23 protein-coding genes, 1 tRNA gene and 1 pseudogene are annotated in these 23,749 nt (G+C 72.9%); 14 read left to right on the top strand and 11 right to left on the bottom strand.

Annotated elements, in window-relative coordinates:
- Positions 1–24: 24 nt before the first annotated feature.
- A complete protein-coding gene (locus GXW83_RS07895) occupies positions 25–573 on the bottom strand; it encodes a methylated-DNA--[protein]-cysteine S-methyltransferase (protein WP_225446831.1) in 549 nt (182 codons plus the stop codon).
- Positions 574–597: 24 nt separating this feature from the next.
- Positions 598–1,443, bottom strand: a complete 846-nt coding sequence (locus tag GXW83_RS07890) for a patatin-like phospholipase family protein (protein WP_182442243.1) — start codon at positions 1,441–1,443, stop codon at positions 598–600.
- Between the two features lie 168 nt (positions 1,444–1,611).
- On the opposite strand from GXW83_RS07890, the gene GXW83_RS07885 reads away from it, so the two are divergent.
- From GXW83_RS07885 to GXW83_RS07875, 3 genes are all read left to right on the top strand, one after another.
- A complete protein-coding gene (locus tag GXW83_RS07885) occupies positions 1,612–2,220 on the top strand; it encodes a helix-turn-helix domain-containing protein (protein ID WP_182442241.1) in 609 nt (202 codons plus the stop codon).
- A gap of 25 nt (positions 2,221–2,245) precedes the next feature.
- A complete protein-coding gene (locus GXW83_RS07880; RefSeq protein ID WP_182442240.1) occupies positions 2,246–2,392 on the top strand; it encodes a DUF6126 family protein in 147 nt (48 codons plus the stop codon).
- A gap of 147 nt (positions 2,393–2,539) precedes the next feature.
- The gene (locus tag GXW83_RS07875; RefSeq protein WP_182442238.1) at positions 2,540–3,271 is read left to right on the top strand and encodes a hypothetical protein; all 732 of its coding nucleotides are present in this window, start codon (positions 2,540–2,542) and stop codon (positions 3,269–3,271) included.
- A gap of 35 nt (positions 3,272–3,306) precedes the next feature.
- On the opposite strand, the gene GXW83_RS07870 is transcribed toward GXW83_RS07875, so the two are convergent.
- The gene (locus tag GXW83_RS07870; protein WP_182442236.1) at positions 3,307–3,717 is read right to left on the bottom strand and encodes a nitroreductase family deazaflavin-dependent oxidoreductase; all 411 of its coding nucleotides are present in this window, start codon (positions 3,715–3,717) and stop codon (positions 3,307–3,309) included.
- Positions 3,718–4,029: 312 nt separating this feature from the next.
- Here GXW83_RS07870 and GXW83_RS07865 point away from each other — a divergent pair, with 312 nt between their 5' ends.
- On the top strand, positions 4,030–5,001 hold the full coding sequence (locus GXW83_RS07865; protein ID WP_182442234.1) for a glycoside hydrolase family 25 protein: 972 nt from the start codon (positions 4,030–4,032) through the stop codon (positions 4,999–5,001).
- A 289-nt stretch (positions 5,002–5,290) separates the two neighbouring features.
- Here GXW83_RS07865 and GXW83_RS07860 read toward each other — a convergent pair whose 3' ends face one another.
- A complete protein-coding gene (locus GXW83_RS07860; RefSeq protein ID WP_182442232.1) occupies positions 5,291–5,950 on the bottom strand; it encodes an alpha-ketoglutarate-dependent dioxygenase AlkB in 660 nt (219 codons plus the stop codon).
- 178 nt (positions 5,951–6,128) lie between these two features.
- Positions 6,129–6,647 carry a methylated-DNA--[protein]-cysteine S-methyltransferase gene (locus tag GXW83_RS07855; RefSeq protein ID WP_182442230.1) on the bottom strand — a complete coding sequence of 173 codons (519 nt, stop codon included), beginning with the start codon at positions 6,645–6,647 and terminating at the stop codon, positions 6,129–6,131.
- A 296-nt stretch (positions 6,648–6,943) separates the two neighbouring features.
- Here GXW83_RS07855 and GXW83_RS07850 point away from each other — a divergent pair, with 296 nt between their 5' ends.
- On the top strand, positions 6,944–7,459 hold the full coding sequence (locus GXW83_RS07850) for a SigE family RNA polymerase sigma factor (protein ID WP_304940983.1): 516 nt from the start codon (positions 6,944–6,946) through the stop codon (positions 7,457–7,459).
- A complete protein-coding gene (locus GXW83_RS07845) occupies positions 7,456–8,058 on the top strand; it encodes a PASTA domain-containing protein (RefSeq protein WP_182442225.1) in 603 nt (200 codons plus the stop codon). Before GXW83_RS07850 ends, GXW83_RS07845 begins: the two co-directional genes overlap by 4 nt.
- Here the strand turns inward: GXW83_RS07845 and GXW83_RS07840 are convergent.
- The gene (locus GXW83_RS07840) at positions 8,021–9,085 is read right to left on the bottom strand and encodes a LacI family DNA-binding transcriptional regulator (RefSeq protein ID WP_182442223.1); all 1,065 of its coding nucleotides are present in this window, start codon (positions 9,083–9,085) and stop codon (positions 8,021–8,023) included. The genes GXW83_RS07845 and GXW83_RS07840 overlap by 38 nt on opposite strands.
- A gap of 228 nt (positions 9,086–9,313) precedes the next feature.
- Between GXW83_RS07840 and GXW83_RS07835 the strand changes: the two genes are divergently transcribed.
- The 4 genes from GXW83_RS07835 (at position 9,314) to GXW83_RS07820 (ending at position 13,784) form a co-directional block, all read left to right on the top strand.
- Positions 9,314–11,521: an RICIN domain-containing protein gene (locus GXW83_RS07835; RefSeq protein WP_182442221.1), complete on the top strand. Its 2,208-nt coding sequence runs from the start codon at positions 9,314–9,316 to the stop codon at positions 11,519–11,521.
- A gap of 121 nt (positions 11,522–11,642) precedes the next feature.
- Positions 11,643–12,446 carry a trans-aconitate 2-methyltransferase gene (locus GXW83_RS35040; protein WP_182442220.1) on the top strand — a complete coding sequence of 268 codons (804 nt, stop codon included), beginning with the start codon at positions 11,643–11,645 and terminating at the stop codon, positions 12,444–12,446.
- Between the two features lie 103 nt (positions 12,447–12,549).
- Complete coding sequence (locus GXW83_RS07825; protein WP_182442218.1) at positions 12,550–13,221, top strand: VOC family protein; 672 nt, start codon at positions 12,550–12,552, stop codon at positions 13,219–13,221.
- Between the two features lie 101 nt (positions 13,222–13,322).
- Positions 13,323–13,784, top strand: a complete 462-nt coding sequence (locus GXW83_RS07820) for a GNAT family N-acetyltransferase (RefSeq protein WP_182442216.1) — start codon at positions 13,323–13,325, stop codon at positions 13,782–13,784.
- Positions 13,785–14,016: 232 nt separating this feature from the next.
- On the opposite strand, the gene GXW83_RS07815 is transcribed toward GXW83_RS07820, so the two are convergent.
- Positions 14,017–14,088, bottom strand: a tRNA-Val gene (locus GXW83_RS07815).
- Between the two features lie 134 nt (positions 14,089–14,222).
- Between GXW83_RS07815 and GXW83_RS07810 the strand changes: the two genes are divergently transcribed.
- Positions 14,223–15,473, top strand: coding sequence for a hypothetical protein (locus GXW83_RS07810; protein ID WP_182442214.1), 1,251 nt, complete (start codon positions 14,223–14,225; stop codon positions 15,471–15,473).
- 55 nt (positions 15,474–15,528) lie between these two features.
- Entirely contained in the window at positions 15,529–15,750 is a 222-nt protein-coding gene (locus GXW83_RS07805) for a zinc ribbon domain-containing protein (protein WP_182442212.1), read from the top strand.
- A gap of 92 nt (positions 15,751–15,842) precedes the next feature.
- Here the strand turns inward: GXW83_RS07805 and GXW83_RS07800 are convergent, their stop codons facing one another.
- From GXW83_RS07800 to GXW83_RS07790, 3 genes and pseudogenes are all read right to left on the bottom strand, one after another.
- On the bottom strand, positions 15,843–16,682 hold the full coding sequence (locus tag GXW83_RS07800; protein WP_182442210.1) for an HAD family hydrolase: 840 nt from the start codon (positions 16,680–16,682) through the stop codon (positions 15,843–15,845).
- Positions 16,679–19,258 (bottom strand): phosphoribosyltransferase, encoded by a 2,580-nt coding sequence (locus GXW83_RS07795; protein ID WP_182442209.1) that lies wholly within the window; start codon positions 19,256–19,258, stop codon positions 16,679–16,681. The genes GXW83_RS07800 and GXW83_RS07795 overlap by 4 nt, the downstream gene beginning before the upstream one ends.
- Positions 19,259–19,323: 65 nt before the next feature.
- A pseudogene (locus tag GXW83_RS07790) lies at positions 19,324–20,504 on the bottom strand (HpcH/HpaI aldolase/citrate lyase family protein).
- A 232-nt stretch (positions 20,505–20,736) separates the two neighbouring features.
- On the opposite strand from GXW83_RS07790, the gene GXW83_RS07785 reads away from it, so the two are divergent.
- Complete coding sequence (locus GXW83_RS07785; protein WP_182442205.1) at positions 20,737–21,576, top strand: TerD family protein; 840 nt, start codon at positions 20,737–20,739, stop codon at positions 21,574–21,576.
- Positions 21,577–21,638: 62 nt separating this feature from the next.
- Here the strand turns inward: GXW83_RS07785 and GXW83_RS07780 are convergent, their stop codons facing one another.
- Positions 21,639–22,367, bottom strand: a complete 729-nt coding sequence (locus GXW83_RS07780; RefSeq protein WP_182442203.1) for a Tellurium resistance — start codon at positions 22,365–22,367, stop codon at positions 21,639–21,641.
- Positions 22,368–22,743: 376 nt separating this feature from the next.
- On the opposite strand from GXW83_RS07780, the gene GXW83_RS07775 reads away from it, so the two are divergent.
- On the top strand, positions 22,744–23,739 hold the full coding sequence (locus tag GXW83_RS07775) for a DUF2637 domain-containing protein (RefSeq protein WP_182442201.1): 996 nt from the start codon (positions 22,744–22,746) through the stop codon (positions 23,737–23,739).
- Positions 23,740–23,749: the final 10 nt, after the last annotated feature.

The raw sequence follows: 23,749 nt of genomic DNA, 5'->3' as shown, positions 1-23,749 counted from the left end.
GTCAGCCCCACCTCGTCACCCCGCTCAGCCCGGACCGTTCCAGTCGAAGGTCGGCGGCAGCACGCCCTCCAGGGTGAGCAGCCAGCGCTTGACGTCCATCCCCCGCGCCCCGCCGCCGTAGCCGCCGAGGCCGTCGGCGGCCACCACCCGGTGGCAGGGCACCAGCAGGAACAGCGGGTTCGAGCCCATGATCGAACCCACAGCCCGCGCCGCCTGCCCCAGCTGCCCGGCCGCGATCTCGGCGTCGAAGACCCCGCTGCGCACCGCCAGCTGCCCGTAGGCCAGGGTCTGCCCGTAGCCGACCGTGCGCTGCAGGGTCTGCAGCACGGTGCGCTGCGGGCCGGCGACGGTGCGGCTCCAGTCCAGCGGCAGGCCGAGATCGCGGCGGGTGCCCGCGAAGAACTCGGCGAACCGCTGCGCCACCAGCTCCGCCTTGGGCTCGTCGCCCGGCCGTACCGCGTCCGGGGTGGTGCCCTCCGCCCCGACGGCGTGCTCCGCCCCGAAGCCTGCGGACACCACGCCGTCAGCGGTGATCCCGACCCGGACCGGGCCGGTGGGCAGGGGTGTGGGCACGGTGAACCAGGAGACCGGCACGCGTCAGCCCGCCTCCGCCGGGAACAGCGGGGCTATCCGCCCGGCGGCGGCCAGCCCCTGCCTGCGGCCCTCACGACCGGCCGGGGTGCGGGTGCCGGGGGCCAGCGGATCGGCGCCGAAGGCCGCCAGCGCGCCCTCGTCCGGCACGATCAGCTCGACCCGGCCGCTCGCGGCCAGCGCCGCCACCTCCGCGTCGAGCGCGGGATCGCTCCAGGGCGCGATCACCAGCACCCGGGCGTAGCCCGCCGCCAGATCGGCATTGCTGCCGCTGCGGGCACCGCCGTCGACGTAGCGGGCGCCGCCGATGGTGACCGGCGGCCAGATCCCGGGCACGGCGCAGCTGGCGGCGACCGCGTCCACCAGGGCCACTCCTGCTTCCCGGTCGAACACCCGGGCCTCACCGCTGTCGGCCTGCACGGCGGTGACGGCCAGTCGGCGCCCGGGCCAGTCGTGCACGGGCAGCCGCCCGGCGATCACCGCGCGCCGCGCCGCCTCGGGCACGGTGTCGGCGGCCAGACCCAGCGCCCCCATCCGGCGGCGGCGTTCCAGCGGATCGGCGACGGTGGTGGCGAGCAGCACCATCTGCTCCATCACCGCGGCGACCGCCTCGGACGACGGCGTCAGCTCGGCGCACTGCAGCTCCGGCTCCACCTGCCGCCGGTACAGCTCGGCGATCGGCAGCCCGCTGCCGATCTGCGCGGCGACCGTGGCACCGGCCGAGGTGCCGAGCAGGAAGTCCGCCCCGGTGGCGTCCGCCCCGGCCTCCGCCAACCCGGCCAACACCCCGGTCGTCCAGGCGATCCCGGCCAGCCCGCCGCCGCCCAGCACCAGCGCACTCTCTCCGGACATACCGCTCACCTCGTCCTCCCCCGGGCCACCCCGACGCCTCGTGATGCAGAGTGCCGCAACCCTATCCCCGGCCACTGACAATCCCCCGGGCCCCGATCACCGACCCTGCGATTTGCCTCTGAGGCAAACTTCTTGCCCCAGAGGTTGGAGGGGGTGTGGACTGAGGCCATGGAGAACCATCCCGACCTTCCGGCCGAGGATCTGCCCGGGCTCGGCGCGCGCCTGCGCGAGCGCCGCCTGAGCAGCCACCTCACCCTGGAGGCTGCCGCCGCCCGGGTCGGCCTGTCGCCCGCGCACCTCTCCCGCCTGGAGACCGCGAAGCGCCAGCCGTCCCTGCCGGTGCTGCTGGGCCTCTCCCGAGCATACGGCGTCCCGGTCGAGTCGCTGCTGCTCGGGCCGGAGGCGCCCGGGGCGGCCTCGCCGGTCGTCCGGGGCCAGTCCGGGCCCAGCGGCGGCGAGGAGGGGCTCGCGGGCGGCTGGACCTACCGGCCGGCCGGCGCCCCGGGGCGGGCCATGCAGGCGCTGCGGGTGCACATCCCGGTACGGGTGCAGGACGACGTCGTCCGGGTGCACCCCGGCGAGGAGTGGCTGTACGTCCTGCACGGGCAGCTGCAGTTGACCCTCGACCGGGAGCAGTACCGGCTCGACCCCGGCGACGCCGCCCACTTCGACTCCATGCGCCCGCACCGCCTGGTCGCGGTCGACCGGCCGGGCGTGGACCTGCTGTTCCTGCACACCCTGCTGCAGACCCCGACCGCCGATCTCTTCCCCCACTGACACGTCCCCACCCGAGGAGCCAGCCATGGCAGTACTCCACCAGCCCACCGAGGACGGCAGCACCCTCACCGAGCGCCGCGTCAACATCCGCGTCTTCATCTACGTGATCGGGCTGCACCTCTTCGCGGCCTTCGTGATGCTGCTGATCCTCCTCGGCCACCGCGGGTCCTGACCGCCCCGGCGCGGCGGATCGCGCAGGCGTGCGGGCGGATCGAACGCCGCGTCACCATCCGGCAAACCCCGCACGGCCTGTCAACCGGCGGTGACATGGTGTGCCCATCCGGACCGCCATCGCCACCGTCGCAGGGGGAGCACCGCCATGCCGCAGCACACAGCCGAGCCCGAGCCGCCGTCGGAGCAGCAACAGCCCCATGGCAGCGCGCACAGGCCCAGGTCGCGCGTCCTGTGGATCGGCGGCGGGGTCGCCCTGCTGCTGGCCGTGGGCGGGGCCACCGCGGCGGTCGTCGTCCCCTCGGCGAAGGCCGGTGCCACGGCAGGCGCGGCCTCCTCCGCCGCCGCGCCGTCCGCCCGTGCCTCGCGGGCCGCCGGGGGCGGTGCGGTCGGCCGCGCCCACGGCGCGGGCGCGGGCGGCGGTTCGGCGGCGGGCGGCGTGCACATCGCCGCCACGGCGGTCGCCTCCGCCGGGACGGTCGCGCTGGTCCACCCCTCCGTCCGGTCGGCCCCGGCGGCGGCCAGGAGCAGCGCCGCAGCCGTGCTGGCGGCGGACGACAGCCACTACCGGCAGCAACTCGCCACCGGCGAGGGCCTGGTGGGAAAAACCGGCTTCGCCGCCTGGGCGGCTCGGGCGCTGGCGGACACGGCCGACCAGTCCGACTTCACCAAGGCCCAGGGGGACTTCACCGCCAAGGACCAGCCCCCGGCGCTCATCGCCTGGCGCGCCGACGAGGCCCAGGCCGTGGACGCGGTCCAGCAGTTCGCCCGGGACAGCAGGGGCGGCCCCAGCATCGCCGGGCGCACCGACGCCGCCAACGCCCTGACCTACCTGGACGACGCCGACCAGCTGGCCCGGCAGGTGGACGCGGGCCAGTAGCCCGGCGTCCCGACGTCCTTGCCGCGCAGGGGAGTTCAGGCGCTGCGGCGTTCCAGGGCGACCACCGGGATGACCCGGCTGGTCTTGTCCTGGTACTCGCCGAACCCGGGGTACCGGCGTACCTGCTCGGCGAAGACCCGGTCGCGTTCGGCGGCGTCCAGGACGGACGCCGTGACCTCGACGGTCTCGGCGCCGACCTCGATCACGACGTCCGGGTGGGCGACGGCGTTGTGGTACCAGGCCGGGTTGGCGGGCGCCCCCGCATAGGAGGCGAACACCAGCCAGCGGTCGCCGTCCGGCATGTACATCAGCGGAGTGGTGTGCTGTCGGCCGGACTTGGCCCCGGTGGTGGTCAGCAGGAGCAGCGGGGCCCCTTCGAAGGTGCCGCCGACCTTGCCACCGTGCGACCGAAACTCGGCGATGATCGCATCATTGTACGAACTCATCCCTGACTCCATCCCTGTGACACCCCATCAGTTCGCCTGCATCGCCAGCCTAGGCCGAGGGAACCGCCGGGCACCCGACCCCGCCCGCCGTGTCGGCCGCCCGCCCCGGGCGCGACCCAAGCGCGGCAGCCGCCGTCCTCCGATCGCCCGGCCAAACATCCGACCGGTTGCATGCGAACCGACGCGCAACCGATTCCATCGCGGCCCTCGGACGCCATGCCGGGCGAAGGGGCTACCGTTTTCCCAGGGGCGCCCACCCGGCACGACGGCGGGCGCCCGCACCAGCACGACCCGGCAAGGACGGAGGCTCAGGTGGGCATCTACGGTCAGGACTGGTCGTCCTACCAGTCAGCGGCTCCCGACACGTCAGGGCTGGCCTTCGCCTTCGTGAAGGTCACCCAGGGCCTCGGATACACCAACCCCAACTGGCAGGCCCAGCGTGCGCACGCGGCATCGGCCGGACTGGTCGTGGGCCTGTACCACTACCCGGACATGGCCAACTCGGCCCAGGCGGAGGCAGAACACTTCCTCTCCGTGGCCCAGCCCCGGGCCGGGGAGGTGCTGGCACTGGACTGGGAGGGCTACGACACCGCCAACCTCAGCGTGCCCAAGGCCCAGCAGGCGAGCTTCAAGGACGCCTGGATCTCTTACGTGCAGAGCGCCATGACGCAGCATCAGGTCGGCCTGTACTGCAACAAGGACTACTGGCTGAACGTCGACACCACCTCGGACTGCGGCGACTTCCTCTGGATCGCCACCTCCGGACTGCCCGCAGGCCAGCCCGGCATCCAGCACCCGTGGATGTTCCACCAGTTCAGCGCCACTCCGGTGGACCAGGACTACTGCGCCCTCGCCGATCAGCAGGCCCTCAAGCAGTGGGCGCTCGCCAAGGCCGCCCCGACCCCGACCCCCCAGCCACCGGAGGAACCCGTGACCCCCGCAGACGCCGAACTCTTCGTCGAGACCCTGATGGGCCACGTCCTGCCCGACATGGGCATCACCAACGCGGACGGCTCCCAGGCGACCCGCACCGTCGCCGACTTCTTCGAGTACCTCGACCTGCACAACCGCACCCTGCTGAACCAGATCTCGGCCCTCTCCGCCCAGGTCACCGCGCTGTCGGCGGCAGTCACGGCGCTCTCCCAGAGCGGCGGCACCGGCACCACCCCGGAGCAGGTGCACGCGGCCGTCAGCGCCGCCCTCACCGCCGCCGGGCACACCCCGGCGCCCGCCGTCGGCGGCACCGCGACCGTACCCGCGCCCAGCAGACCGGCCGGCGCCTGACCGGCGGCGCGGCCTACTCCGGCCGCGCCGCCGCGTCCAGGTGCGCCGACAGCGCCTGGACGCTGTTGCTGACGGACGAGGGGATCGGGGCGGACGCCCCGACCGCCGCGGCGTACGACGCTCGGAGCCGAGCGGGTCGAGCCGGAAGGCCGGTCCGGCGGACGCGGCCGATGCCTGTGGTGTCCCGCCTGCCATACCGACCCCCGTAGCAGAAGCAGCTGTTGATCGTGCGTCAGCATTCTTCCGCCGCAATGGCGCTACCGCGCCCCCGTGCGCGGAGCCGTGGGCCTCAGCCGGTCAGGCCGGTGACCCGCAGGGTCAGGTTCAGTCGGCCGCCCGCCATGCCGGTGGCCGGATCGCCGCTTCCGGCAAGGACCTTGGGGACGCCGTGGTACGCCAGGCGGGAGGGCCCGCCGAAGACGAAGAGGTCCCCGGAGGCGAGCTGCACATCGGTGTAGGGCCGACCACGGTTCTCCGTGTTGCCGAACCGGAAAGTGCAGGTGTCGCCGATGCTCAACGAGACCACGGGAGCGCCGGAGTGCTCGTCCTTGTCCTGGTGCATGCCCATTCTGGCGTCGCCGTCATAGAAGTTGATCAGCGCGGTGTCCGGGGTGTATGCCTCGGCCGCCGCCCGGTCCCGGTAGGCGTCGGCGAGCGCGCGCCGCCCCAGCGCGAGCAGCCACTCCGGGAACTCCGCCACCCGGCGGCCGTTCACGTCACCGGCGGTGCGGGTGTACGCGTACGGCTGCCAGTGCCAGCCGACGCACACCGTCTGCACCGACATGACCCCGCCCCGGGGGAGCCGGGTGTGCCGCATCGGCACCGGCCCGGCCGCCCAGCCCCGGCACGCCCGGACCAGCTCCCGCTGCTGCTCCGGGGACAGCCACTCGGGCACATGCACCGCGCCGGGGGCGACCTCCAGCCGCGGCCGCGGCAGCAGCGCGCTCACTGCGGCGCCCCGGGTGCCGACGGCCTCGGTTCCGGCCGGGCCGGCGCCCGGCCGTGTCCGCGCGGCTGCGCAATCATCCGATCTCCTCCGCCTCTCCCGACTGCGCCGACCCCTCCATCCTGCTCCGGTGCGCGGCGCACCGCCGCCGGAGCGTGCGGCCTCCAGCTGCCCGGTCGCCTCAGCCGTGGTGCGCGCCCTCGTGCGCGCCCTCGTGGCGGAGCAGGTAGCGCTTGCGGTCCAGGCCGCCGGCGTAGCCGGTGAGCGCACCGTCCGCGCCCACCACCCGGTGGCACGGGCGCACCACCAGCAGCGGATTGGCGCCGACCGCCGTCCCCACCGCCCGGACCGCCGTACGCGGCGCCCCGATCCGCCGGGCCAGCTCGCCGTAGCTGACCGTAGCGCCGCTGGGAATGGCGTCGACCGCCCGCCAGACCCGCTGCTGGAACGCGGTGCCACCGGAGGAGAGCTCCAGATCGAAACCGGCCGTGGCAGCGTCGTCGAAGTACGCCCGGAACTGGCGGACGATCTCGGCGAACGCCTCCGGATCGCGCCGCCAGCCGGGCCGGACGACGGCGGCGTTGCGCTGCCCTGTCATCGACACCGACGCCAGCGCCGCCCCGCCCCCGGCGGTCGCCGACTCCTCACCCACCAGCAGCAGTGCGCCCAGCGGGCTCTCCATGGTCATGTGGACGGTCATCGGACGTGCCCCTCTCCGTGTGATTCCGCTCGACGGCTGTCGTGCTCCCTTCCCCACGATTCTGCTGCGTCCGCCCGGGCCGTACCGGCGGGCATCGGACACGGCCCTCACCCGCGCTGCCGGCCTTTCGCTGAAATCCTGTCAGCGAGAGTGATGCCCGTCACATTCATGCGGTCCGTGCAGCATCGCTCCGGCAGCGGCAGTCAAAGGGACAAGAACCATCCAGGGGAGGACATCATGAGCGGATCGACGGTCGGCGGGTGAGGGCGCACCGAGCCGGTACCGGCACCGAGGAGATCGACTTCGTGGAGTTCGTGCGGCAACGGTCCGCCACCCTTTTCCGCACCGCCTATGTACTGACCGGCAGCCAGGACGCCGCAGAGGACCTGGTTCAGGAGGCATTGGAGAAAGCATGTCGACACTGGCGCCGGATCTCGGACGCCGAATCACCGGAGGCCTACGTGCGCCAGATCCTGGTGAACCTGGCCAACGACCGCTGGCGGCGGCTCGGCAGGGTCCGGGAGACCTCGGCCCTGCCGGACCGCGCCGATCCGGGTGACGCCTATCAGCGGGTCGATCTGCACGACGAGGTGATCCGAGCCCTGCAGACGCTGCCCATGGGCATGCGCACGGTGGTGGTCCTGCACTACCTGCACGACATGGGCGACCAGCAGATCGCCGGCATGCTCGGCGTCTCCCCCAACGCCGTGCGCTCACAACTCGCCCGAGGGCTGGCCAAACTGCGCGCGAACGCCGGCCCGAAAGGCCGGGCGGCCCTCCTTCCGCTTCCCCAGATCGAAGGTACGCGATGACCGCGCTCCCCCCCGAAGGCCGCCATGACGACCTCTCCGACGACCTGCTCTTCGCAGCCGTCGGCACCTCCGGCATCACCGATTTCGAACAGCGGCTGGTCCAGGCGATGGAGGACTTCGCCGACCGTTCGCAACCCCCGATATACGACGGCAGCAGCATCCTGCGGCGCGCCCGACGCCGCCGGGCCGGGTTCGTCCTCACGACAGCGACGGCGGTAGTCCTGGCCTGCGCGGGCGCGGCCGTCGCCCTGCGTCCGCCGGACCGCTGGCACGAGTCGTCCCCGGCGACGGTGACGACCCGGTTCTCCACCACCGTCCACCAGCCCGCCTCGCCGACTGCCCCGTCGTCCGCCTCGCCGCCCGCTCCGGTGTCGATGGAGCCCCGCACGGCCGTCGTGCCGTCCGTCTCCGCCGTGAGCGTGGGCCGCGCCGTCCAGGAGTTGTCCGCGGCCGGTCTGGCGAACGGGCCGGTACGGCTCGCCCACTCGCGCACCGTCGCGGCCGGCCTGGTGATCTCCCAGACGCCCGGGCCAGGCACCGCCGTGGCGCCGGGGTCCACAGTCACGCTGCTGGTGTCCCAGGGCCCGTCCCAGCGCTGACTCCGGAGCCGGGCACAGGGCCGGTGGAGTCGCGGGCGACGAGGTGGGTGGCGAGCTCCACGTGAAGGGTGTCCACGGTGTGCGCGTCCAGCAGCCGGACCAGCAGGGAGACGGCCATCCGGCCCATCTCCTCCAGCGGCTGGCGGACGGTGGTGAGCGTGGGGAGGGTGCTCCGGCTGAGGTCGCTGTCGTCGAAGCCGGTGACGGACAGGTCCTGCGGGACGCGCAGCCCGCGCTCATGGGCAGCGCGCAGGATGCCGACGGCGACCTTGTCGTTGAAGGCGACCAGCGCGGTCGGCCGGTCGCCCAGATCGAGCAGCTCGCAGGCGGCCCGGTAGCCGTTCCCGGTGGTGGGCTCGACGCTGCGGCGCAGCTCCGGCGTGGACAGCAGGCCGGTGTCGGCGAGCGCCGAGACATGCCCGACCATGCGCGATTCGCTGGTGAGCCACTCGGTGGGGCCGCCGATGACGCCAATGCGCCGATGGCCGAGCGCGGTGAGATGAGCGGTGACGCTGCGCGCCCCGGCGACGTTGGCGGCCGAGACGGAGGCGATCTCCCGGGGCAGTGCCGTCCGGGGATCGACCACGACGAAGGGGAAGCCGGCGGTCCGCAGCCGCTCGATCTCCTCTCCCGGCTCGGGCGGAAGGATCAGCACGGCACCGGCGATCGAGCGGTCCTGCGCCAGCGCCGTCAGCACGTCCCCCTCCCGGGCGGACTCCCCCGCCCCGAGCACCAGGCCGCGCCCGTGCAGGGCGAGGGTGTCGGCGACCGAGGTGACGATGACGCCGAAGTAGTCGGTCAGCACATACGGGCAGTAGACGTACACCGCCCCCGGTCGGGCGGGGCGTGGCGCACCCGCCCGGGCGGCGGGCGGCTCCAGCCGCTCCAGCGCCCGGCGCACCAGTTCCCGGGTCTGCGGGGCGACTTGCGCGTGCCCGTTGATGACCCGGGAGACAGTGGCGATGGAGACACCGGCCTCCGCCGCGACCGCCCGGACGGTGACGTGGTTCGCCCGCGGTCTAGCCATGCGTTACAGGGTTTTGTTTCATCGGCCGATCTGCCCCCTCGACAGCGCGCCAGTTCCGGAACCCAGCCAATCCCTTGACAGTGTACAGCCGTTGACGTTTACCTGTGAGGCGCGAATGCGGCGTTTGTTTCCTTTTGTTTCAGCCCTGCCGAACCGGACGCCGCGCCCGCCGCACGGACGACGGGCCCGCCACGGGCCCGGACCACCTCACTCAGGGAGGGGCACCCCATGTCCCGCATGTCCCGCACCACCTTCGTCCCGGCCTCGCTGGCAGCGGCCGCGCTGCTGTCCGGCTCGCTGCTGGGGTTCGGCCCCGCCGCCCATGCCGCGACCGGCGGCGCCGCCGTCTCGGTCTGGGAGACCACCGCCGACCAGAGCCGGCTCCTGGCGCCCCAGACCGGCGCGGTCTTCGCCCCCGGCGCAGGCAGCGGCAGCCAGACGATCACCGTGGATCCCACCACCAGCTACCAGAGCATGACCGGCTTCGGGGCCTCGCTGACCGACTCCTCGGCCTGGCTGATCGCCAACTCCCCGCAGCGCAACGCCATCATGACCAAACTGTTCGACCCCAGCCAGGGCATCGGCCTGGACTTCCTGCGCCAGCCGGTGGGGGCCTCCGACTTCGCCCTGTCCAGCTACAGCTACGACGACATGCCCTCGGGCCAGACCGACCCGTCCCTGGCCCACTTCTCCACCGCCCACGACAACGGCTACATCCTGCCGCTGCTGCAACAGGCCCTGAAACTCAACCCGTCCACCACCGTCATGGCGACCCCGTGGAGTCCGCCCGGCTGGATGAAGACCAGCGGCTCCATGGTCGGCGGCACCCTCAACACCGCCGACTACCAGGTGTACGCCGCCTACCTGGTCAAGTTCCTCCAGGCGTACCAGGCGGCGGGCGTCCCCGTCTCCCTGCTCAGCCCGCAGAACGAGCCCGAGTACTCCCCCTCGAACTACCCGGGCTCGACGTTCACCGCGGCCCAGGAGTCCGACTTCATCGCCGACGACCTCGGCCCCGCGATCAAGGCGGCGGGCCTCGGCACCGGCATCCTCGACTACGACCACAACTGGAACGACACCGGCTTCCCCGAGACCGTCCTCGGCGATCCGTCGGCGGCCCAGTACGTCGTCGGCACCGCCTGGCACTGCTATGCGGGGGACCCCAGCGCGCAGACCACCGTCAACAACGCGTACCCCGGCAAGGGCACGTACTTCACCGAGTGCTCCGGCAGCCAGTCCGCGAACACCGCGAACACCTTCTCCGACACCCTGGACTGGGAGACCGAGAACCTCATCATCGGCGCGACCCGCAACTACGCCAAGTCGGTGGTGACCTGGAACCTGGCGCTGGACCCCAGCGGCGGGCCGTCCATGAACTGCACCACCTGCACTGCCGTGGTCACCGTCGACAACAGCGCCGACACCGCCGGCTACAACGCCGAGTACTACGCGCTCGGACAGGCGTCGAAGTTCGTCAAGCCCGGCGCGGTGCGCATCGGCTCCAACACCTTCGGCTCCGGCAACATCGAGGACGTCGCCTTCCGCAACCCGGACGGCACCGTCGCCCTGGACGTCCTCAACGCCGACGCCTCCAACGCCCACACCTTCAACGTCTCCGAGAACGGCCAGGCGTTCACCTACACCCTGCCCGCCAAGGCCGTCGCCACCTTCACCTGGAACCCGTCCTCGACCGGTGACACCACCCCGCCCAGCGCACCGACCGGGCTCACCGCCGGCGGCACCACCGCAAGCTCCACCACGCTCTCATGGAGCCCGTCCACCGACAATGTCGGCGTGACCGGCTACGACATACTCCGCGACGGCGTCCAGATAGCCACCACCGCCACTACCGGCTACACCGACACCGGCCTGAGCGCCTCGACGGCCTACAGCTACACGGTCAAGGCGTTCGACGCGGCCGGCAACGTCTCAGCGGCCTCCAACACGGTCACCGTCACCACCGGCGCCGCCGGTTCGGGCGGCGGGATCAACCCGAGCAGCTGGTACGAGGTGGTCAACGCCAACAGCGGCGCCTGTGTCGACGCCACCAACGGCGGCACCGGCGACGGCACCGCCGTCCAGCAGTGGGCATGCGGCAGCGGCAACACCAACCAGGAGTGGCAGTTCCAGCCGACCGACAGCGGCTACTACAAGGTGGTCAGCCGCAACGCCACCACCGAGGCCTGGGACGTGACCGGCGGTGCGGGCGCAACCGGCAACGGCGTCCCGATCCAGCTGTGGACCTACGGCGGCGGCACCAACCAGCAGTGGAAGCCGGTCCAGAACGCCAACGGCAGCTACACCTTCAACCCGCGCAACAACACCGGTGAATGCCTGGACGTCACCGGGCAGTCCACCGCCAACGGCGCCCGCCTGCAGCAGTGGAGTTGCACCGGCGGCAGCAACCAGAGCTTCACCCTGACCCCGCAGAGCTGACCCGGCAGCGCCGAACGCAGCCGCCCCCATGCGCTGTCCCCCACGCGCCGGGGACGGCTGCGCCCCGGCCCCCGCCACGGATATCGTTGGCCTCCGATCATTCCCGACGTGATGGGTGACGATGACTGAGATACGAGAGCGCCGCGGCGTGTTCGGCGAAGCAGTGGACGCGTACGAGGCCGCCCGCCCCGGCTACCCCGACCAACTCGTCACCGACGTCATCGAGTTCGCCCGACTGGACGGAGCGCCCGTCCTCGAGGTCGGTGCGGGGACGGGCAAGGCCAGCGTGGCCTTCGCCCGCCGCGGCCTGGCCCTGACCTGCGTCGAGGCCGATGCACGGATGGCCGCCGTCCTGGCCCGCACCTGCGAGGGCTACCCGAACACCTCCATCGTGGTCTCCGGTTTCGAGCAGTGGCGTCCCCCCGCCGACCGCTTCGGCCTGCTCTTCTCCGCCCAGGCATGGCACTGGATCGACCCGGCGTCCCGCTGGTCCCTGGCGTTCGAGGCCCTGCGGCCCGGTGCCGCGATCGCCCTATTCTGGAACCGCTTCAGCGTGGCCGACCCGGCCCAGCACGCAGCGCTGACCGACGTCCACGCCCGGCACGGCGCGGCAGACCTCGCCCCGGCCACCCTGGGCGAACCCGCCTCACCCGACGACGACCCCTCCGCCCACTGGCCGGAGCCCGACGTCTCCGCCGACGGCCGCTTCCAGGACTTCGAGACCCGCACCTACTCCACGGCCCACACCTTCACCGGCGCCCGCTACGCCGACCTCCTGGCCTCCATCTCCGCCTACCGCCTCCTCCCGGAAGCCCAGCGCACCCCCCTCCTCACCGACATCGCCCACACCGTCGACGCCCTCCCCACCCCCTTCACCCTCACCACCCACCCCCTCCTCCACCTGGCCCGCACCCGCACCCCCTGACCCACCAGGTCACGGTCTACAGCTGCCGTGCGGCCACCGCGCCTCGACGAAACGACCGAGTAGGGTGCAGGGAAGCCACGACGACACTGGAGAGCATGGCCGCATGGCTGACACGATTCTGACCGAAAGCGAAGCGTCGCTGGCAGTTGAGGACCTCGGCTGGCGGTACCTCCTCGACTGCCTCACCACCGCGGTCACGGTCGACTCCCTCCTCGACGCGTGCGAAGTCATCCGCACTGCGGTCGACGTCGCCGGCCCGCACGCCAACGACCATCTGCGCCTGCGCGCGACCGCCGACCGTGTGGAACTCACTCTGGAGACGCGTGGCACATGTCGAGTGACCACGCAGGACGTCGAACTGGCCCGCTCTATCACGAAGGCTGTTCGCGCGGCCGGTTACCAGACGGTCGCGCACCCTGCTCATCATGCGGTTCAGTCGCTTGCAATCGCCATCGATGCGATGGACATCCCCGCAGTGCGTCCGTTCTGGAAGGCGGTACTCGGGTATGACGACGTCACTGCGCCCGCCGACCTCATGGACCCGTCCTATGGCGGTCCGTCTCTCTGGTTCCAGCAGATGGACGAACCGCGCACGCAGCGCAACAGAATCCATCTTGACCTGACTGTTCCGCACGACGATGCCGTTGCCCGGGTCGAAGCCGCCCTCGCGGCCGGCGGTCGGCTCGTCAGCGACGACCGTGCGCGAGCTTTCTGGGTCTTGGCAGACTCCGAGGGCAATGAAGTCTGCGTGTGCACATGGCAGGACCGTGACTGACGCGACATAGGCGGCAGAACGCGGGGCCGGCGCGGTGACCGCGCAGGTTCACCGGGTTCTGGCTATGTCAGTCGTGAGCCCGGCCCCGTAGCCTCGGCCCCATGACTGACCATGCCCATGCCCTGGTCCCGGACGACTTCGTCGTCCCCACTGAGTTCAACACCGCACAGTTCCGGTTGGAGCCTCTGGGGCCTCAGCACAACGCCGCCGACCACGCCGCTTGGACCAGCAGCATCGAGCACATCCGGGCAACGCCGGGCTTCCAGGGGAAATGGCCTCCTGCCGACGGGATGACCCCGGAGGCCAACCTCATCGACCTGCAGCGTCACGCGGACGACTTCGTCCAGCGTCGCGGATTCACCTACACCGTCATCGAGCCCGTCGGCGGCGAGTTGATCGGGTGCGTCTACATCTACCCGTCCCGCAGCGATGGCCACGACACCGACGTGCGCTCCTGGGTCCGTGCGGACAGAGCCGAGCTGGACGTGCCCTTGCACGTGGCCGTCAAGGGCTGGCTGTCCGCACACTGGCCCCTGAGCGGCGTCAACTACCCGCTTCGCTGAAGCCCTCTGTCCAGCAGCCCCCCGGGTCGGGACCGCGCCGTCGCGGACAGGCTCGGCGAGATGATCCGCAAGGAGCACCAGCCGAAGCATTCGCCGGGGGAGACACCCGACGATTGCGTGGCACGGCGGTGACCAGCGGCTTGGTCGTCGCCGGGAACGACGAAGGCCCAGTTCGCGGGATCACCCCCGCTGAACTGGGCCTTCGTCGTACTCTGCGATCACTCGCAGCAGGTGGGCACAGACGGTTTCGAACCGCCGACATCTGCTTTGTAAGAGCAGCGCTCTACCGCTGAGCTATGCGCCCTGGGCGAGCTAACAATACCCGCTCGCGGAAGTGATCCGGGCCGGGCTGGGTGCGCTGGGGCTGGGCGTGGTGCGAGGATGAGGTCACGGGGGCCGTGGCGGCCCGGTGGTGCGGGCTGTGGAGCGGGAGACGACGTGGCGGCGGGATCGGCGCGGTGGCGGCGCAGCGAGGGGGTGCGTGCGGACGCGCAGGCCGCCAAGGACGCTGCTGCTCAGGCGTTCTACGAGCTGGACATGGTCCAGCGCGATGTGCGGATCTCGGTGGAGGCGGTCACGGCGGCGGACGGTTCGCCCGGCGCGCAGCGGGCCATCGCGGATTTCGCCGCGCTCGGCACCCGTATCGACCAGATCAGCAGCGCGTACATCAGTGCCTTGGACGCCACCGATCTGGACGCGGCGGAGCTGGACACCGGGGCGGCCGCGCGGGCCCGGCAGCAGCTGGAGCAGTCACGGCAGCAGCTGCTGGCCGCCAAGGCGGATCTGGAGCGGTTCGCCTCGTTCCTGGAGCCGCTGGTGGCCGCCGCCGAGACCCAGCTGGCGCAGGTCGGCCCGGCGGTGGCGCGGGCCAAGCAGTCCTGGCTGGAGGCGAGCAACGCGCTGGACGCCGTGCGCGCCGCCCGGCTGAGCGCGGACGACCTGCGGCGGCGGCTGGCGGCACTGTCGCCGCAGCTGACGGTGCTGGGCGAGGGCGCGGGCAGGCACGGGGTGCAGAAGCTGCTGCAGACCTCGGCGGAGGTGCAGCGCGCCGCCGAGGCGATCCGCGCCGAGGCCGAGCGGCTGCCGGAGCAGGCCCGGGAGATCGACCAGCGGCTGTCGTCGCTGCGCACCCGCACGCAGGGCCTGGAGACCAAGGCGGGCGGGGTCGAGCCGACCCTGAGCGAGCTGCGCCGGCGCTTCAGCGCGGCGTGCTGGCAGGACCTGCAGCAGGTCCCGCAGCAGACGCAGGACGCGGTGCGCGACGCCCGGACCCGGATCGCCGAGGCTGAGAAGGCCCGGAACGAGCAGCGCTGGCAGGACGCCGTGGGCATCCTGGCGAGCACCCGGACGCTGCTGAACACCGCCGACGGCGCCCTCTCCATGGTCAATGACCGGCTGCACTCGCTGAACGAGGCCCAGCGCGCACCGCAGGCCGAGATCGAGCGCACCCGCTTCGCGCTGCGCGACGCCCAGCGCTTCGCCATGGCCGGCCGCAGCGCCCCGGAGCCGCGTCACGCCGCCCCGCTGGACGCCGCGCTGGCCCGGCTGGACCGGGCCGCCGAGGCGTTGACCGGCCGCCACCCGGACTACTGGCTGTTCCTGACCGAGATGGCGGCGGTCCGGGAGACGGCGGCGCGGGTGGTGCAGCAGATCCGCGAGGAGCGCGGCGGCCCGGCGGCGACCCGCTGACCGGCCCGTCGATCCAACCGCTGACGCCACGCTGATCTGCCCGTAAGCTTCGGGCATGCCTCGCTATGACTACCGCTGCCGTTCCTGCGGAACCACGTTCGAACTGCGTCGTCCGATGTCCCAGGCCAACGCCCCGGCGATGTGCCCGGCCGGGCACGAGGACGCCGTGAAGCTCATGTCCATGGTCGCCGTGACCGGCGCGGCCGGGGCAGGCGCGCCCGCCCCCAGCCAGGGCGGCGGCGGGGGCGGTTGCTGCGGCGGCGGCTGCTGCGGCTGAGCAGCCGGACGGGCTGAGCAGCCGGGCGTGCCCGGCAGGGCAGGCACCGGCCGGGCGGTGCTGCGCCGGGCGCCGCGACCGCCCGGACGCTGCTAGCGCACGGCCGTGGGGACCTGGACGCGGGCCAGCAGGCGGCGGACGATCTCCTCGCCTGCCGCGACGCCCACCTCCGTCAGGGCGGTGACGCCCGGCGCGGCCCAGCCGGTGTCGGCGAGTTCGCCGTGTCCGGGGCGGTAGCCGCCGTCCGCCGCCAGCAGGAGTTCCGCGTCCAGCAGCGAGTCGCCCGCGGTGAGCACGGTCGAGGCGCCGGTGCGGCGTTCGACCTCGGCGAGCGCCGTGGACTTGGTCAGCGGCTGCGGCACCAGGTAGACCTTGCGGCCCTGGAGCGACAGGGTGTAGCCGCGCTCCGCCGCCCAGCCGGTCAGCTCCTCGATCCAGCCGGCCGGCAGCTGCTCGCGCTCGACGACCAGATAGGCGAACAGATCCTCGGCGACACGGCGCTTGAGCGTCCATTCGGGGTCGGCCGCCAGCGCCAGGTGGTGCACGATCTCGTCCAGCGGGGCGCAGTTCTGCGCCAGGGTGGCCTGGATCTGCGCGTGCCAGTCCTGGTCGGTGACGCCGTCGACCAGCAGGTGGCCGCCGTTGGCGCAGATCGCGTAGCGCGGTGCCCAGCCGGGGACCGGTCCGGGCAGGTGGACCCGCTGGTACTGGCTACGGGTCCGAGTGGTGACCGGGACGAACTCGGCCGCCGCGATCAGCCGCACCAGCAGCTCCGCGCAGTGCTCGGTCATGAACGACAGCGGCCTGCCGTGGTGCACCTCCACCGTCAGCAGCCGCGGCGCCAGCTCGTCCGCCATGTCCAGGGCGAGCGCGCGCGGTGAGTAGATGAGCGTGCGGTCCAGGTCGCTGCCGACCAGGAAGCGTTCCTTCATACGGCCGTGCCCTCGTCTCCGGTAGCCCCGCGGGTGTACTGGGGGTGGATCAGCCCGACGCAGCTGTACGGCAGCTCGTCGACGGTCTCGACGGGTACGCCGCGCTGCTCGGCGAGCAGCCGCACGTGCCCCAGGTCGGCGTCGGCGCCGCGGCGGACCAGGACCCGCCAGGGGACGCGGCGCAGCAGCACCCGGGTGGTCTCGCCGACGCCCGGCTTGACCAGGTTGACGCTGTGGATGCCGTACTCCTCGCTGATGCGTTCGACGGCGGCCCAGCCGGACCAGTCGGGTTCGCGGCCGGAGTCGTCCAGCGCGGTGCGGGCGTCGGTCCGGACGTCCGGGAAGCGGGCGGTGACGGCGTCCAGGAACTGCCCGGACACGTCGGTGGGGGCCAGGTCGCGGTAGTACTTGGCGCCGTGAAAGTCGTCCGGGCCGATCAGGCCGGGGCGCAGGACGGTGCGCGAGATCAGGCCGGAGACGGTGGAGTTGAGGCAGGCCGAGGGGATCAGGAAGTCCTCGCGGGTGCCGAAGGTGCGGACGCAGTGGGCGGGGTCGGCCAGGACCGCCATCTCCGGGTTGAAGCCGGGCGGGTTGGCGCCGGTGTCGGCCAGGGCCGCGGCCAGCTCCCGGGTGATCGCGCCCTTGCCGGTCCAGCCGTCGACGAACAGCACGTCGGCGGGGTCGTGGTGGGCCGCGAGGTAGCGCAGGGCGACGCTGTCGATGCCGCGGCCACGGACGATGGACACCGCGTAGTGCGGCAGCTCCAGGCCGTGCGCGTACTGCGCCCAGCGGCGCATCAGGATGCCGACGGGCGTACCGGCCCGGGCCAGGGAGGTGAGGACGACGCCCGGCCCGCGCTCGGCGAGGACGGTCTCGGTGACGGTGGCGACGGCCTCGGCGATGCGCCCGGCGGAGTCGCGCAGCGCCTGCTGGAACAGCTCCTGGTAGGCGGCGGTGGGCTGGTACTCGACCGGCAGCGACTCGGCGTAGTGCGCGCCGCCCTGCTGGACGGCCTCCTCCCGCTCCTCGGTGGGGGCCTCCAGGGCCACCCCGGAGAGGTCCTTGAGCAGCCAGGACACCTCGTCGGCGGCATAGGACGAGAACGCCGGGCCGTACAGCGGCGCAGGCAGCGGCCGGCCGGGGGCCGGAGCGGACACCGGCCCGACGGCGGCGGCCCGGTCGGGGGCGGCGGCGCGGTCGCGGGGGGTGGGGCGGCTGGGGGTGGGGCGGTGTGCGGGGACGGCGGCGAGGAGGACCAGGTCGGTGATGGCGCGCAGTCGGTCCAGCAGGCCGCGTCCGGGGGTGTGCAGCTGCGGCCGGTCGCCCTCGGAGTCCACGACCAGGACGACGGCGTCGAAGCGCCGGTCGGCGTCGCGGCCGGGCGCGATGTTGTAGGCGTAGCGGGTGCCGTCGCCGTCGGCGGGCGCGTCGTGCGCGGGGAAGGCGAGGCGGGTACGGATGGCGTACCCGGGGTCGTCCACGGCCAGCACGGGCGAGCGCGTGGTCGTCGAGAACAGCACCTCAGCGGTGGCCTCGACGCCGTCGAGGGCGGTCTGGAGCGCGGCGGCGAGGCGGAGCGGGGTGTACATCAGCTCCTCCGTGCCGAGGACCAGGACGCGGCGCGGCCGGTCCGTCCCGGTCGCCGGGGCGCCGAGGGCGCCGAGGCCCTCGGCCAGGCGGTGGGCCATGCCGGGCAGGGCGGCGTCCAGGCGGGCGCGGTCGGCGGAGGTGTAGCCGTGGCGGCCGCCGTCGGGCAGGCCGAGCGGCCAGCCGAGGTCGATCCGCCGCAGCGGGGCGGGGGCGGCGGCAGTCGGCGAGCCGCAGGGCTGGCGGGCCTGCTCGGCGGCGACCAGGGCGGCGCCGCGCGCGAGGCCGTCGTCCGGCAGGCCGACGGTCCCGGTGACGGTGGCGACGACGTCGATGCGCGCGCCCAGCTCCGCGGCGGTCTTGGCGAGCTGCTCGCGGTCCCGCTCGTCGCGCAGGTCGACCAGGGCGGCGACCACGTAGCGGGCGCGCGGGTGGCGGGCGTGCAGGTCGGTGATGGTGTTGACGACGGTCCGGCCGGTGGACAGCTCGTCGTCGACCAGGACCAGCGCGCCGTCAGTGGCCAGGAAGGCCGGGTCCTCGGGAAGCAGCAGGTGCGTGGTCGCGTGCGAGTGCTCCTCCTCGAAGCCGCCGACCGGCTCCAGCCCCGGCACCGGGCGGCGGGTGGAGTGCAGGTACGGCGCGGGGGCGTCGCCGCCGAGCCCGTCGGCGACGCAGTGGCCCAGGCCGGTGGCGGTCTCCGCGTACCCCAGCACGACCGCCGAGGCGGCCTCCGCGCCGAGCAGCTCGCGCACGGCGCGGCCCAGCTCGTACCCGGTCCGGTAGACGGTGGCGGGGCGCTGCGGCACGTGCTTGCCGAGCACCTGGGAGACCAGCAGGTGCGCCCGGCGCGGGTTGCACCGCAGGGCCAGGCCGAGCAGCTCCCGGGCAGGGCCTTCCGGCAGCCGGACGCCGAGCCGGGTCTCGACCCACTGCCAGGGCGCCGGGCCGGCCGGGGTCGCTGCTGCCGGTGCCGGGTACTCAGCGGTCATGATGCTGCTTTCGTCAGATCTCGATCGGTTTCAGGACACCAGCCGCAGATGACGGCCGGGTGTCCTCATTCGCACAGGCAGGCGGCCAACAGCTCCGCGAAGGTGACGTCCTCGCGGGCCACGCCGAAGACCGAGGCCCGCAGCATCACCCGCTGCGCCCAGGCCCGGTGCGGCTTCACCTCGTTCATCTTGTTGGTGTAGGCCGAGCGCAGCACCCCGCCGCCGCTGCGGTCCTGGTGCAGGATGTCGGCGGCGTCCGACCACTCCTCGTGCGTGGCGACGGCCAGGGCGTGCACGGCGGGGACGTGGCTGGGGTGGATGCAGGTCTTGCCGAGCAGGCCGTTGGCGCGGTCGAGCTCGATCTCGCGGATCAGGCCGTCCAGGTCGTGGGCTATCAGTCGGCGCCGGACCTCGTCGGTCGGCGGCTCGGTCTCGGTGAACGGCGAGCTGCGCAGCTGGGGCTTGAACTTGCGCTCCTGGACCGGGAAGTACTCCCAGACCGGGCCGGTGATGGTGTAGCCGCTGCCGTCGGAGCGGCCGAGGACGTTGACGACGTCGCCGATGACCGAGGCGACGATCTGGACGTCGTACGCGGTCAGGTCGGGCGGGCGGCGCAGTCCGTAGCCGGAGGACAGGTCGGTGACGCCGAGCCGGACGGCCAGGACCAGCTCGCGGTACTTCTCCAGCACGCGGGCGATGCCGGCCAGGGTGTCGGCGCGGCTCTCCAGGTGGGCGAGTTCCGGCGATTCCAGTACCGGCATGGCGAACAGCCGCAGCCCGGTGGCCGCGCGGACGGCGGTCAGCGCCTCCAGGAAGGGCAGACCGCTCTCCTCGGTGAACTTCGGTACGACGAATCCGGTGAGCATGCCCAGGGCGGGGCCGAGCCGGGCGGCGAGGTCGGTGATCTGCCCGGCGTGCCGGACTCGGACGAACAGCAGCGGCCAGGCCCCGGTGTCGGCGCAGTCGGCCGCGGCCAGCTGGGTGAGCTGGGCCACGATGTTGGCCTCGGCGGCCTCGACCTCGCGGTCGTCTATGGCGTCCTCCAGGCACAGCACCATGGAGGCCACGCCGCGCGCGGCCTGCTTGCGGATGTCCTGGAGCAGGTGCGGGCGGGTCGCCGGGGAGTAGAGGGTGGCGCCCAGCGCGGTGGAGAGCACCTCGGGGGGCTGTTCCGGTCGAAGTGCGCGGGCTCGCGCAGGAACAGGCGGTGCCGGGTCTCGGCGTCCAATTGGCTGAAATGGTGCACTGGCCCCCCTGGGTGTGGTGTGCTGCTGGGGCACGGCGAGCTGAGGGTTGTGGAACGTCCGGGATCCACCGGGGCCGTTGGCTGATCATCGTACGTAAGAATGAGCCATAAATCAGCGCGGAAACCTGACGTTTTCGGAAGCGTGGTCTCCGCTTAACATGGGGTTCCGGCCGGGGCTGCGGCCCGGCCCCCCGCATTGTCTCCGATGTCGACGTGACGGCAGGATGAAGCCATGACCCGGGTGATGCCCAAAGGCTCGAACATCCCTCTCGCCGCCGTCGACGCGGTGCGCGCCGTGCTGCGCTGGCGCGTCCGTCCGGGCGGGCCGGACATCGACGTGGTCGCACTGCTGCTGGGCGCGGAGGGGCGGGTCCGCAGCGACGAGGACTTCGTCTTCTACAACCAGCCCCGGCACCCCACCGGCCGGGTGCGGCACCGCTCCAAGACCCGCCGCGGCGAGGACCTCAGCGACACCCTGGACATCGACCTGTCCGAGCTGCCCGCCGAGGTCGAGCGGGTGGTCGTCGGCGGAGCCGCCGAAGGCGGGCACTTCGGGCAGCTGACCGATCTGTGCGTGCTGCTGTACGACATCGCCAAGGGCCCGGACGCCGAGCCGCTGGCACGCTTCGACATCACCGACGCCACCCAGGTCGGCGCGCTGCTCTGCGGGGAGATCTACCGCAGGTCCGGCGGCTGGAAGTTCCGGGCGATCGGGCAGGGCTACGCGTCCGGGCTGGTCGGGCTGGCCACCGACTTCGGCGTCACGGTGGACGACGAGGACGAGGACTCCGCCGCGGCAGGCGCCACCGGCGCTCCGGGCCCGGGCCCGGGCCCGACGGCGGATCCCGGCATGGCAGCGGGCACGGGCAGCGCGGGCGCGGGCACGGCGGGGGCCGTCACCGCCCCACCCGCCCAGGGCTACGACTACCCCCAGCCGCAGTCACAGCCGCCCGTGCAGCCGCAGCCCCAACCGCACGCCCAGCCGCCCGTGCCGCAGTACCCGCCGCTGCTGCCGGAGCCCGAGGGCTTCACCCTGCCGCTCCAGGGCCCGCAGTTCCTGCACGCCGGCTGACGCCCGCCCCCACCGCACGCCCGCCCCGCAGAACCCGCAGGCCCCGCCCCGTGCAACCCCGCTCAGCTCACCGGCTTGTACCCGCGCTGCCACTGGAGCCCCCAGCCGTACAGCCGGTCCAGCTCCCCCTGGAAGCCGTACACGTAGCGGGCCTCGCGGCGGACCTTCAGCACCCCGTTGTGGTTCTCTATCAGCGCCACCGCGCAGGAGCGCGCCTGCGCGGCCTGCTGGTCGAGCTTGACCTCGATCGGCTTGCTGCCCGGCGGAAAGAGCGTCACCAGGGCGTGGGTGCGGTCGAACGCGGGGGTCTCGTCGTAGATGTAGACGAAGATCAGCAGCCGCCGGAAGTGGTCCTTCTTGGACAGGTCGATGTACATGGTCTCGCCCGAGGGCGCGCCGGAGCGGTCGTCCCGGCTGAGCCTGATGTACGGCGAGTGCTGCAGGTCGCCGTACAGCTCGCCGAGCGGCTGCACCACGCCCTTGCTGCCGTCCGCCAGTTCGTACATGCAGCCGAGGTCGAGGTCGACCGCGAGCGGCTGGCCGCCGGCCTGCGGCAGCGGCATGGGTTTGAACAGGCTGGGGTGGAGCAGCCCGCTCCAGAACTGCCTGCCGCCGCGCCGCTCGCGGTCGGGCTCCCGGTTGGTCCAGTGCAGATTGATCTGCATGGTGCCCGCCATGACGCCCTGTTCGGTGATCGCCACCTCCGGGGAGCCCTTGGTGAGGGTCACCCGGTCGACGCCGTTGTCGAAGCCCTGCTCGGCCTTCCGCAGAAAGTCCTTCAGTCCCGCCATCACTCCCCCTGTCCGCAGCCGCTCCGGGCCCGCGCCCGGCCGCTGCTGGAGCCCTGACCATCAGTCAACACCTCCGGGCTACCCATCCGCAGGCCCCGCATCACCACTCTCCCGCACGGGTACGACAAGCCGCAGACCGGGGCGTTCCGGTGCTCCGCACGCTCCGCCCGCGCCCGCGCGCACCCACCTCACGGGTGACAACTGACTCACCCGTACGATGTACGGCCCCGCGACGCGATATCGTCTCCCCGCACGCGTGTCGCGGCGTCAACTTCGCCGCCGCCGGGGGGCCGCAGTCGCACCGGTGCCGCAAGGCACCACGTCCGGTACCGCCCGCCCTCCCTGCCGCCTGAACCCGAAGCCGAGGCCCTACCGCATGAACCTATCCTCCATACAGCTGGTGTGGCTGGTCATCGCCTGCGCGACCGCCCTGGCCATCGCAGTGATCATGGGCCTGCTGCGTTCCAAGAAGCCCAAGCACGCCGCCGACTCCAGCGACTCCTGGGAGCGCTCCGAGGAGCGCCGCCGGCGCAAGGAGGCGCTCTACGGCAGCGCCTCGTACGTCCTGCTGTTCGCCTGTGCGTCGGTCGCCGCGGCGCTGTCCTTCCACGGGCTGGTCGGCTTCGGCCGCGAGAACCTGAACCTGTCCGGCGGCTGGGAGTACCTGGTGCCGTTCGGGCTGGACGGCGCGGCCATGTTCTGCTCGGTGCTGGCCGTGCGCGAGGCCAGCCACGGTGACGCGGCCTTCGGCTCGCGGCTGCTGGTGTGGCTGTTCGCCGGGGCCTCCGCCTGGTTCAACTGGGTCCATGCGCCGCGCGGCGGCGACCACAACGGCGCCCCGCAGTTCTTCGCCGGCATGTCGCTCTCGGCCGCGATCCTGTTCGACCGGGCGCTGAAGCAGACCCGCCGGGCCGCGCTGCGCGAGCAGGGCCTGGTGCCCCGCCCGCTGCCGCAGATCCGGATGGTCCGCTGGCTGCGCGCCCCCATAGAGACCTACCGCGCCTGGTCGCTGATGCTGCTGGAGAACGTCCGCTCGCTGGACGAGGCGGTCGAGGAGGTCCGCGAGGACAAGCGCGACCGCGAGGCCGCCGCGCAGCGCCAGCGCACCGAGAACCGGCGCGAGCGCGCCGAGTTGAAGGCGCTGTCGCGGTCCGCGCCGCTGCGCGAGCTGACCACGCTGGACGCCTCCGGCGGCGCCGAGAGCGCGGCCTCGCTGGAGCCCGCCGCCACCCGGGGCGTGCTGCCGCACCGGCGTCGCCGCGAGGTCTCCCCGGTCACCCCCGAGGTGCAGGGCGAGGAGGAGCCGAATGCCATGCCGCGGCTGGACTCGCTGGAGAAGAAGCTGAAGGATCTGGAACAGCAGTTTGGCTGAGTGGGGTCCA

This window comes from Streptacidiphilus sp. PB12-B1b (genome assembly GCF_014084125.1).
GTDB lineage: Bacteria > Actinomycetota > Actinomycetes > Streptomycetales > Streptomycetaceae > Streptacidiphilus.
Note: the sequence above shows the minus strand (reverse complement) of the source record. Positions and strands in the feature narration are given on the sequence as shown.